Raw genomic sequence first — 11,422 nt, 5'->3', positions numbered from 1 at the left:
AGGCACAGCCGCCACCCGGCAATTTACAGAATTACTTCACACAGGCCGAACACTGAGAGGACTGGATCTGTTTGAAGAAGTCGTTGCCTTTGTCATCCACGAGGATAAACGCCGGGAAGTCTTCCACTTCGATTTTCCAGATAGCTTCCATTCCCAGTTCCGGGTATTCCACACACTCCAGACTCTTGATGCTGCCCTGCGCCAGCACCGCAGCCGGGCCGCCGATGCTGCCGAGATAGAAGCCGCCGTGCTTGTGGCACGCGTCCGTCACTTGCTGACTACGGTTTCCTTTTGCCAGCATAATCATGCTGCCGCCGTTAGCCTGCAGCTGGTCAACGTACGAGTCCATACGCCCTGCGGTGGTCGGACCTAACGAGCCAGAAGCATAGCCCTCAGGCGTTTTCGCCGGGCCCGCGTAGTAGATCGGATGATCTTTAATGTACTGAGGCAGCCCTTCGCCGTTGTCCAGACGCTCTTTCAGCTTCGCGTGTGCGATGTCGCGGCCCACGATAATGGTGCCGTTGAGGGAGAGACGGGTCGAGACCGGATACTGTGAAAGCTGCGCCAGGATCTCTTTCATCGGACGGTTCAGATCAACGCGAACCGCTTCGCCCTCACCCGCTTTACGCAGTTCTTCCGGGATGTATTTACCCGGGTTGTTTTCCAGTTTTTCGATCCACACGCCTTCACGGTTGATCTTCGCCTTGATGTTACGATCCGCGGAGCAGGAGACGCCCATCCCGACCGGACAGGATGCACCGTGACGCGGCAGACGGATCACGCGCACGTCGTGGGCGAAGTATTTACCGCCAAACTGCGCACCGAGGCCCAGATTGCGCGCCTCTTCCAGCAGCTCCTGTTCAAGCTGAACGTCGCGGAACGCCTGGCCGTGCTCGTTACCTTCTGTCGGCAGGCCGTCATAGTATTTGGTCGAGGCCAGCTTCACGGTTTTCAGCGTGCTTTCTGCCGACGTACCGCCAATCACAAACGCGATATGGTACGGCGGGCACGCCGCGGTGCCGAGGGTGCGCATTTTTTCCACCAGATAGTTCTTCAGCTTGCCCGGGGTGAGCAGCGCTTTGGTTTCCTGGTAGAGATAGGTCTTGTTAGCTGAACCGCCGCCTTTGGCGATACAGAGGAATTTGTACTCGTCGCCGTCCACGCTGTAGAGGTCAATCTGTGCAGGCAGGTTGGTGCCGGTGTTGACCTCTTTGTACATGTCCAGCGGCGCGTTCTGCGAATAGCGCAGGTTGTCTTCGGTGTAGGTGTTGTAAACGCCGTGCGCCAGCGCCGCCTCATCGCCGCCGCCGGTCCAGACGCGCTGGCCTTTTTTCCCAACGATGATTGCCGTGCCGGTGTCCTGGCAGGTTGGCAGAATGCCTTTCGCCGCGATATCGGAGTTACGCAGGAACTGCAGGGCAACGTATTTATCGTTTTCGCTGGCCTCCGGATCGCTCAGGATATCGGCCACCTGCTGCTGGTGTGCAGGACGGAGCATAAACGAGGCGTCGTGAAAAGCCTGCTGCGCCAGCAGCGTCAGCGCCTGCGGATCGACCTTCAGGATCTCTTGTCCTTCAAACTCAGAGACAGAGACGTGATCGCGGGTTAACAGATAGTATTCGGTCTGATCCTTACTCAGCGGGAAAGGATCCTGATAATGGAAGGGTTTGTTCGACATTGTTCTCTCACTTACTGCTTCAGTCTGATTATTTGGGCAGATGTTCCGCTGCCCGCTTAAAAGCGAGTCAGCTTATCCTACACAATTTTTTAACAAAAACTGAGACTAGTACGACTTTTTACATCCACAGGTTACTTCCCGGTGGTTTATTGCTTTAATACCCGAAGTTTATTCCACATTTGAATCAGGGCTTGATAATGCAAAAACTCATCAACTCAGTGCAAAACTACGCCTGGGGAAGTAAAACTGCGTTAACGGATCTCTACGGTATCGCGAACCCAAACAACCTGCCGATGGCAGAACTGTGGATGGGTGCGCACCCGAAGAGCAGCTCAAAAATTGAAGACGCCAGCGGTCAGGTGCACAGCCTGCGTGACGTCATTGATGCCGATAAAGCCGCGCTGCTGGGCGACAAGGTGGCTCAGCGCTTTGGCGAACTGCCGTTCCTGTTTAAAGTGCTGTGCGCCGACCAGCCGCTCTCCATCCAGGTCCACCCGAATAAGAAAGCCTCTGAAATCGGCTTTGCGAAAGAGAATGCGGCCGGTATTCCGTTAGACGCTGCCGAGCGTAACTACAAAGATCCAAACCATAAGCCGGAACTGGTGTTCGCGCTGACCCCGTTCCTGGCGATGAACGCCTTCCGCGAGTTTTCAGAGATTATCTCCCTGCTGCAACCGGTCGCTGGTGCCAATAACGCTATCGCCCACTTCCTCGAAAACCCCAATGCTGAAGGCCTGAGCCAGCTGTTTGCCAGCCTGCTTAACATGCAGGGTGACGAGAAATCCCACGCGCTGGCGGTGCTGAAAGCAGCCCTGACCACGCAGGAAGGTGAACCGTGGGACACCATTCGCCTGATTTCCGAGTTCTACCCGGACGACAGCGGCCTGTTCTCTCCTCTGCTGCTGAACGTGGTGAAGCTGAACCCGGGCGAAGCGATGTTCCTGTTCGCGGAAACTCCGCACGCCTACCTGCAGGGCGTGGCGCTGGAAGTGATGGCCAACTCCGACAACGTGCTACGCGCGGGCCTGACGCCAAAATACATCGACATCCCTGAACTGGTTGCTAACGTGAAGTTCGTGGCGAAACCTGCCGCAGAGCTGCTGACTCAGCCAGTGAAAAAGGGTGCAGAGCTGGACTTCCCGATCCCGGTTGAGGATTTTGCTTTCTCGCTGCATGACCTGAGCCAGACAGAAACGACCATCGCGCAGGAGAGCGCGGCGATCCTGTTCTGCGTGGAGGGCGAAGCTACTCTGCATAAAAATAGCGAGCGTCTGGTGCTGAATCCGGGTGAATCGGCGTTTGTTGCGGCGAATGAGTCTCCGGTAAGCGTAAGTGGCACCGGTCGTCTGGCGCGTGTTTTTAATAAGCTATAGGCACTTACTGAATTTTTTAACAACTCTTGCTAAGCTAGTGGCAGGCTTTATATCTCCGGGCGGTTTCAACCGCCTGGTTTCATTTTAGGGATAGTCGCAATGAAAAAATCGGTCGTAGCGGTAGGAGTGATTGTAGCGTTAGGCGTGGTCTGGACGGGTGCCTCCTGGTATACCGGGAAACAGCTGGAAAGCCGTCTGGCTGAGATGGTGGCACAGGCTAACAGCGAAATTAAGGGCAGCGCACCGGAAGCGGGCGTAGAGCTGAGCTACCAGAATTATCAGCGCGGTGTGTTCAGCAGCCATATGCAGCTGGTGGTGAAGCCGGTTGCCGGTAATGAAAACGGCTGGCTGAAGCCGGGTCAGAGCGTGGTGCTGAATGAAGTGGTGAGCCACGGTCCATTCCCGCTGGCGCAGTTAAAGTCGTTTAACCTGATCCCGTCGATGGCGTCCGTTCACACTGTTCTGGTGAACAACGACCTGACCAAACCGCTGTTTAATCTGGCGAAGAATGAATCACCTTTCGATATTAACACCCGCATTAGCTACTCCGGTGATACCCGTTCTGATATCGCGCTGAAAGCGCTGAACTACGAGAAAGAGAATGAGAAAGTTGCCTTTAGCGGCGGCAATTTCCAGGTTGATACTGACCGCGACGGGAACGTGTTATCTCTGACGGGTGAAGCGGAAAGTGGCCTGGTCGATGCCGTAAATGAATATAACCAAAAAGTTCAGCTCACCTTTAACAATCTGAAAGCCGACGGCAACAGCCGAATGACCGACTTTAAAGAGCGCATCGGCGATCAGAAACTGTCTGTCGACAAGATTGCGATTGCCATTGAAGGTAAAGAGATGGCCGTGCTGGAAGGCATGAACATCGACGGCAAATCTGACGTGTCTAAAGACGGCAAAAACATCAACACCCAGCTGGATTACACGCTGAAGAGCCTGAAAGTCCAGAATCAGGATCTGGGCACCGGCAAGTTTTCGCTGAAAATCGGCAATATCGACGGGCAGGCGTGGCACGAGTTTAGCCAGAAATACAGCAAAGAGAGCCAGGCGCTGCTGACCGATGCCGCGCTGCAGCAGAACCCGGAGGTGTACCAGCAGCAGGCTATGGCGGTACTGTTCAACAACCTGCCAATCCTGCTGAAAGGCGAGCCGGTGGTCACCGTTGCGCCGCTGAGCTGGAAAAACAGCAAAGGCGAAACCAGCTTCAACCTGTCTCTGTTCCTGAAAGATCCGGCAACCGCCACGGGCGAACCTCAGACGCTGGCACAGGAAGTGGATCGCAGCGTGAAGTCCCTCGACAGCAAGCTGACTATCCCGATGGATATGGCCACCGAGTTTATGACCAAGATTGCGAAGCTGGAAGGCTACGGCGATGAAGACGCTGGCAAGCTGGCGAATCAGCAGGTGAAAGGTCTGGCGGCAATGGGCCAGATGTTCCGCATCACGAAGGTGGACAACAACACCATCTCCACCAGCCTGCAGTATGCCAACGGTCAGGTGACGCTCAACGGCGACAAAATGCCGCTGGATGACTTTGTCGGCATGTTTGGTATGCCTGCTCTGGGCGCGCCGGAACCGGCTGAACCCGCAGCGCCAGCCGAACCAGCAGCGCCGCAGCAGTAAACGTCAAAACCCCTCATGCGAGGGGTTTTTTATTGCCGGGTGGCGCTGACGCTTACCCGGCCTACGATTCCGGGCCGTTGTAGGCCCGTGCAAGCGCAGCGCCGCCGGGCAATGTGCCGAGGTGTCTATTTCACCGTCACTAGCCGCGCCGCCACAATCTGGTGCCCGGCCTGGACATCCGTATTGTCGATGCGCTGCATGATCCTGTCCGCCAGGGTGTAGCCCATCTCCCGCGCAGGGGTCGTGGCCCAGACGATCGGCAGATCGTCGAGCGCGTTTTCGCCGACGTCGGCGAACGCCCCCAGCGCCACCTGATGGCCGAAGAACGTTTCCACTCCGCCCTCGCCGCTCTGACGCCCGGCGCGGATCAGGCCAAACCAGGCGCCCATGGCAATCACGTCGTTATAGCAAATCACGGCGCTGATCGTCGGGCTGCTGCGCAGCAGTGCACCTATCGCTTCTGCCGCTTTCTTCTGGCTGGATTCACACTCCACCACCCATTCGCTGTGGAACGGCAGGCCATACTTGATCAGCGTTGCGCAGTAGCCGCCTACCCGCTCAGCCCGCGTCAGGGATGAACTTTTGCCGCCCAGCCAGGCAATGCGCTGATGCCCGCGGCGAATCAGATGCTCGGTCAACATTTGCGCGGCCTGCATGTTATCCGGGCGCAGCGTGTCGGCCTCGTCGAGATAGCTGGCGCGGGAGGCAAACACCAGCGGCACGCCTTTTTCGGCGGCACGCTCGCACAGCTCGCTGCCCACGCCCGACGCGCCGGCGACGATCACCCCGTCCACCCCCTGGGTCAGCAGCATATCGAGGCGGGACAGCAACTGATCGGCCTCGCGTCCGCCATGCAGCAAAAAGACCATTCGCCCCTGCGCTTCAAGGGCTTCCGTTAGCCCTGCGGTCAGCTCCGCATAGAACGGTGACGTCAGGTCGCGGACAATCAGGCCAATCACCCCGCTCTGCCCGCCGCGCAGCGCCGATGCCTGGCGGTTACGCACAAAGCCCAGTTGCTCAACCGCCTCGTTAACCCGCTGGCCGGTTGCGGGTGAAATACGTCCTTTTCCGCTCAGCACCAGCGAAACGGTACTGACGGACACCCCCGCCGCCAGCGCGACATCGTTAATGGTGATTTTTTTCGCTACAGCCATGTGTCGGCGTGACTCCCTGAAATGAGATCGGTAAAACGTTTTATCAATACGTTATCTTTATACTACCAGTCAAAGCCTGAGAATGTGATATAGCGCGCACTAAAGTTTGATAAAACGTTTTATCTTCTCGCAGCATTGAAGCAGGCAAACTGATTTTAACAATAAAGGAGTCGTTTTATGACGGCGAAAGCAGCACAAAAAATATCGCTGTGGGAATTTTTCCAGCAACTGGGTAAAACCTTTATGCTGCCCGTGGCGCTCCTCTCGTTCTGCGGGATCATGCTCGGCATCGGCAGCTCGTTAAGCAGTAAAGACGTCATCACCCTGATCCCGTTCCTCGGCGCGCCCGCGCTGCAGGCGATCTTTATCTGGATGAGTAAAGTCGGCTCCTTCGCCTTCAGCTTCCTCCCCGTTATGTTCTGTATCGCTATTCCGCTGGGCCTGGCCCGCGAGAACAAAGGCGTCGCGGCGTTCGCCGGATTTGTGGGTTACGCCGTAATGAACCTCGCGGTTAACTTCTGGCTGACCGCGAAAGGCATTCTGCCTACCACCGACGCGGCGGTACTGAAAGCCAACAATATTCAGAGCGTGATTGGTATCCAGTCCATTGATACCGGGATCCTCGGGGCGGTGATCGCCGGGGTGATTATCTGGATGCTGCACGAGCGTTTCCACAATATCCGTCTGCCGGATGCGCTGGCCTTCTTCGGCGGCACCCGCTTTGTGCCGATTATCACCCTGGTGGTGATGGGCCTGTTTGGTTTGATCATTCCGCTGATCTGGCCGGTCTTCGCGATGGGCATTAACGGCATTGGCCGCATCATTAACGGCGCGGGCGATTTTGGTCCGATGATCTTCGGCACTGGCGAACGTCTGCTGCTGCCGTTTGGCCTGCAGCATATCCTGGTGGCGCTGATCCGCTTTACCGAAGCGGGCGGCACTATGGAGGTGTGCGGTCACGATGTGAGCGGTGCGCTGACCATCTTCCAGGCGCAGCTGAGCTGCCCGACCACCCACGGGTTCTCTGAAAGCGCAACCCGTTTCCTGTCTCAGGGTAAAATGCCGGCCTTCCTCGGCGGTCTGCCTGGCGCCGCGCTGGCGATGTACCACTGTGCACGCCCGGAAAACCGCCATAAAATTAAAGGACTGCTGATTTCCGGCGTGATCGCCTGCGTCGTGGGCGGTACCACTGAGCCCATCGAATTCCTGTTCCTGTTTGTCGCGCCGGTGCTGTACCTCATCCACGCGGTGCTGACCGGTCTGGGCTTTACCGTGATGGCGGTGCTGGGCGTCACCATCGGCAATACCGACGGCAATGTGATTGACTTCGTGGTGTTCGGCATCCTGCACGGCCTGTCCACCAAGTGGTACCTGGTGCCGGTTGTGGCGGCGATCTGGTTCGCGGTGTACTACGGCATCTTCCGCTTCGCCATCACCCGCTTTAACCTGAAAACGCCGGGCCGCGATACCGATACGGCCACCAGCGTGGAACAGGCGGTTGCAGGAACCGTGGGGAAATCCGGCTATAACACTCCGGCCATTCTGGCGGCGCTGGGCGGTGCGGAAAACATTACCTCTCTGGATAACTGTATTACCCGCCTGCGTCTGTCGGTGGCGGATATGTCCAAAGTGGACACCAACGCCCTGAAAGCCAACCGGGCCATCGGCGTGGTACAACTTAATCAGCACAATTTGCAGGTGGTTATCGGCCCGCAGGTGCAGTCAGTGAAAGATGAACTGGCTACCCTGATGCGAACAGTTGAAGCCTGATGCCTCAGCCCCCTCACCTTGAGGGGGTTTTACGTTAAGGATTAAAGCATGTTTGATTTCTCAACCGTCGTGGATCGTCACGGCACCTGGTGTACGCAGTGGGACTATGTCGCCGACCGTTTTGGCGCGGCCGATTTACTGCCCTTCACCATCTCGGATATGGATTTCGCCACCGCCCCCTGCATTACCGACGCGCTGCATGAGCGTATTCATCACGGCGTGTTCGGCTACAGCCGCTGGAAAAATGATGAATTTCTCGCCGCCATCGCGCACTGGTTTGAGCAACGCTTTAACTGCCAGATTGATACTGAAAGCGTGGTCTATGGCCCTTCCGTTATCTACATGGTCTCCGAGCTGATACGCCTCTGGTCAAACCCTGGCGACGGCGTGGTGGTTCACACCCCGGCCTACGATGCGTTTTACAAAGCCATTGAGGGCAATGCGCGTCAGGTGGTGACCGTTGAGATGCAAAAACAGCCAACAGGCTGGCAAGGAAATATGACTGCCCTTGAAGCAGCCCTGGCGAAACACGAAAACAAAATTTTGCTGCTGTGCAGCCCGCAAAACCCTACCGGCAAGGTCTGGACGCGGGACGAACTGACGCACATGGCGGAACTGTGCGCGCGCTATGACGTGGCGGTGATCAGTGATGAAATCCATATGGATATGGTGTGGGGCGAGCATCGTCACACACCATGGAGCGCGGTGGCGCGTGGCAAATGGGCGCTTCTGACCTCCGGCTCGAAAAGCTTTAATATTCCGGCGCTCACCGGGGCTTACGGCCTCATTGGCGATGAAGCGAGCCGCAACGGCTATCTCAGCGCCCTGAAAGGCCGCGACGGGCTCTCTTCCCCCTCCGTGCTGGCGCTGACGGCCCATATCGCGGCCTATCAGCAGGGGGCCCCCTGGCTGGATGCCTTACGCCAATATCTCGAAGACAATTTGTTGTATATCGCTCGCGAATTAAACAGCGCTTTTCCGAAACTGAACTGGCAGCCGCCAGAGGCGACCTATCTGGCCTGGATTGACCTGCGCCCGCTGAACATTGACGATCGGTCACTGCAAAAGGTGCTGATCGAGCAGCAAAAAGTCGCCATCATGCCGGGATATACCTACGGAAAAGAGGGAAACGGCTTCGTACGTCTGAATGCGGGCTGCCCGCGCAACAAGCTGGAGCAAGGGGTTCAGCGCCTCATCGCGGGCATTAACACGCTGCGGTAATCAGTTTGCGCAACGGAATATTCCCTTGCGCAAATAGCTTTTTACCCCGTTTTGTTTTTATAATATGGCGCACTTTAACCAGAAAAGAGTGCGACCATGATTGATACACGCCTGCCTTTAACTGATATTCATCGTCACCTTGACGGTAACATTCGTGCCCAAACCATTCTCGATCTTGGCCGCCAGTTCAATTTAACGCTCCCCGCTCAAACGCTTGATGCCCTGATCCCTCACGTACAGGTCACCTCAAATGAACCGGATCTGGTCAGCTTCCTGAGCAAACTCGACTGGGGCGTAAAGATGCTGGCCTCGCTGGATGCCTGCCGTCGCGTAGCGTTCGAGAACATTGAAGATGCGGCCCGCAACGGTCTGCACTATGTCGAACTGCGCTTCTCGCCGGGCTATATGGCGATGACCCACAACCTGCCCGTTGCGGGCGTGGTGGAAGCCGTCATTGAAGGCGTGCGTGAAGGCTGTAAAGCCTTCGATGTTCAGGCCCGCCTGATTGGCATTATGAGCCGTACGTTCGGCGAAGCCGCCTGCCTGCAGGAGCTGGAGGCGCTGCTGGCCCATCGCGATGCCATCACCGCCGTCGATCTTGCCGGTGATGAGCTGGGCTTCCCGGGCAGCCTGTTCCTCTCCCATTTCAACCGCGCGCGCGATGCCGGCTGGCATGTTACCGTTCACGCCGGGGAAGCCGCAGGCCCGGAAAGCATCTGGCAGGCCATCCGTGAGCTGGGTGCCGAGCGTATCGGTCACGGCGTGAAGGCCGTGGAAGATCGCGCCCTGATGGATTTCCTGGCAGAGCAGCGTATCGGGATTGAGTCCTGTCTGACGTCCAATATTCAGACCAGCACCGTGGCGACGCTTGCCCAGCACCCGCTGAAAACGTTCCTGGAGCACGGCGTACTGGCCTCGCTGAACACGGACGATCCGGCGGTACAGGGCGTGGATATTATCCATGAGTACAACATCGCCGCACCGCAGGCGGGCCTGAGCCGCGAACAGATCCGTCAGGCGCAGATCAACGGACTGGAAATGGCCTTCCTGACGCCTGCAGAGAAGCAGGCGTTGAAAGATAAAGTGGCTCGCGGTTAACACCGTTGCCGGGTGGCGCTGACGCTTACCCGGCCGACAAAAGAGTTAAAACTTATGCCAGACAGAGCGTGGCGCGATGTTTGGCAGATTCAATCCCCAGTTCAATCAGCTCCATAATCTGAATCGCCTGGCTGGCCGGCACCGGGTTCTCCCCCGAGCCGTTCAGCGCATCGCGAATGGCCGCGTAATACGCCGGATAGTTACCCGGGATCGTCAGCAGGGTTTCCTCGACCAGCTCTTCACCTTCGACCCGCGTGACAACGCCGTCGCGCATATCGTAGCCCCAGTCTTCCTGCGGCAAACGCTCGCCATTTTTCAGCCGGTCCTCCTGGGGATCGAGACCAAATTTCACGTAGCTCCCGCGCGTGCCGTGGACAATATAACGGGCGGATTCCGCGGCCGCGACCATCGTGCCGTGCAGCACTATCCGTCGCTGCGGGTAACTTAACACGGCGTGGAAGTAATCCGTGGTCTGCGCCCCGGGCCTGAGCTGGGCCAGATCGACCGTCATGCTCACCGGCAGGCCAAAAAGATTCACGGCCTGATCCAGCAGATGCGGGGCTAAATCGTACCAGATGCCGCTGCCCGGACCGGCCTGCTCGCGCCAGCGGTTGCGTACCTGTGGGCGGAAGCGGTCAAAGTGCGATTCAAAAAAGAGGATCTCCCCTAACGTACCCTCACCGAGAAGCCTTTTTACCGTCAGAAAATCGCTGTCCCAGCGGCGGTTATGGAAAACCGACAGCAACCTGCCCAGACTCTTCGCCAGCGCATCCAGCTCGCGAGCCTGTGACAACGTCACGGTGAAGGGTTTATCCACCACCACGTGTTTACCGGCTTCCAGCGCGGCTTTTGCCAGCGGAAAGTGGGTATCGTTCGGCGTGGGGATGACGATTAAATCAATGTTCGGATCGTTGAAAAGATGTTTAGGCTCAGAGACAACCGGCACGGAAGGCCAGTCGGCATGAACTTTAGCGGCATCGCTGCTGGAGACTGCCGCCAACGCCATCCCCGGCGTTCCGGCTATCAGAGGCGCATGAAACGTTTTGCTCGCGTAGCCGTATCCAATAAGCCCGACGCGGATATTATCACTCATAGTGCCATCCTCTTTTATGACGTTCTTATTTCACACTGGGTAGTCTGGCATTACCACAGATTAATAATGAGCCATATGACTTAAAATAGCAGGTTGTACCGGTTGTTTTTGTTACATAGTATTAACCTGCTGATTTTGTTTAGGGGAACCGTTCCCAAAGCCCTTGCCGTCAGGAAAAGCTCGCTGTAACATTTGCACCCGGTCTTTATGGATAAAGTACAATTACGAATCATGACGTCAATTATTAATCGAATCATTGAATTAGCGGGATGGATTGTTCTTGGGGTATCGGTCATTTTGCTTGGCGTCGCCAGCCATATCGATAACTACCAGCCGCCGGAGCCTGTCACTGTCGCCCAACCTAAGTAACCGGTTACGGCAATAAAGAGTGACATAATATGTC

General features: G+C 56.8%; 9 protein-coding genes. 6 read left to right on the top strand and 3 right to left on the bottom strand.

Features of this window, described 5'->3' with window-relative positions; all coding sequences use genetic code 11:
- Positions 1 to 31 precede the first annotated feature (31 nt).
- Entirely contained in the window at positions 32 to 1,678 is a 1,647-nt protein-coding gene (fumA, locus tag EKN83_RS12455) for a class I fumarate hydratase FumA (protein ID WP_025758374.1), read from the bottom strand.
- 197 nt (positions 1,679 to 1,875) lie between these two features.
- Here fumA and manA point away from each other — a divergent pair, with 197 nt between their 5' ends.
- Complete coding sequence (manA, locus tag EKN83_RS12450; protein WP_126801018.1) at positions 1,876 to 3,051, top strand: mannose-6-phosphate isomerase; 1,176 nt, start codon at positions 1,876 to 1,878, stop codon at positions 3,049 to 3,051.
- A 99-nt stretch (positions 3,052 to 3,150) separates the two neighbouring features.
- Entirely contained in the window at positions 3,151 to 4,683 is a 1,533-nt protein-coding gene (locus EKN83_RS12445) for a YdgA family protein (RefSeq protein ID WP_126801017.1), read from the top strand.
- Positions 4,684 to 4,808: 125 nt separating this feature from the next.
- Here the strand turns inward: EKN83_RS12445 and EKN83_RS12440 are convergent, their stop codons facing one another.
- Positions 4,809 to 5,837 (bottom strand): Mal regulon transcriptional regulator MalI, encoded by a 1,029-nt coding sequence (locus tag EKN83_RS12440; protein WP_025758370.1) that lies wholly within the window; start codon positions 5,835 to 5,837, stop codon positions 4,809 to 4,811.
- A 177-nt stretch (positions 5,838 to 6,014) separates the two neighbouring features.
- Between EKN83_RS12440 and malX the strand changes: the two genes are divergently transcribed.
- The 3 genes from malX (at position 6,015) to add (ending at position 9,926) form a co-directional block, all read left to right on the top strand.
- Positions 6,015 to 7,607, top strand: a complete 1,593-nt coding sequence (malX, locus tag EKN83_RS12435) for a maltose/glucose-specific PTS transporter subunit IIBC (RefSeq protein WP_025758369.1) — start codon at positions 6,015 to 6,017, stop codon at positions 7,605 to 7,607.
- Positions 7,608 to 7,655: 48 nt separating this feature from the next.
- A complete protein-coding gene (locus EKN83_RS12430) occupies positions 7,656 to 8,828 on the top strand; it encodes a MalY/PatB family protein (protein ID WP_126801016.1) in 1,173 nt (390 codons plus the stop codon).
- A 96-nt stretch (positions 8,829 to 8,924) separates the two neighbouring features.
- A complete protein-coding gene (gene add / locus EKN83_RS12425; RefSeq protein WP_025758367.1) occupies positions 8,925 to 9,926 on the top strand; it encodes an adenosine deaminase in 1,002 nt (333 codons plus the stop codon).
- 52 nt (positions 9,927 to 9,978) lie between these two features.
- Here add and EKN83_RS12420 read toward each other — a convergent pair whose 3' ends face one another.
- Positions 9,979 to 11,019, bottom strand: a complete 1,041-nt coding sequence (locus tag EKN83_RS12420; protein ID WP_025758366.1) for an oxidoreductase — start codon at positions 11,017 to 11,019, stop codon at positions 9,979 to 9,981.
- 243 nt (positions 11,020 to 11,262) lie between these two features.
- On the opposite strand from EKN83_RS12420, the gene blr reads away from it, so the two are divergent.
- Positions 11,263 to 11,388 carry a division septum protein Blr gene (gene blr / locus EKN83_RS12415; protein WP_168112406.1) on the top strand — a complete coding sequence of 42 codons (126 nt, stop codon included), beginning with the start codon at positions 11,263 to 11,265 and terminating at the stop codon, positions 11,386 to 11,388.
- The last annotated feature ends 34 nt before the right edge of the window (positions 11,389 to 11,422 follow it).

The organism is Enterobacter sp. WCHEn090032, from assembly GCF_003986875.1.
In the GTDB taxonomy this organism is placed as follows: domain Bacteria; phylum Pseudomonadota; class Gammaproteobacteria; order Enterobacterales; family Enterobacteriaceae; genus Enterobacter; species Enterobacter sichuanensis.
This window is presented reverse-complemented; position numbering and strand designations above follow the sequence as displayed.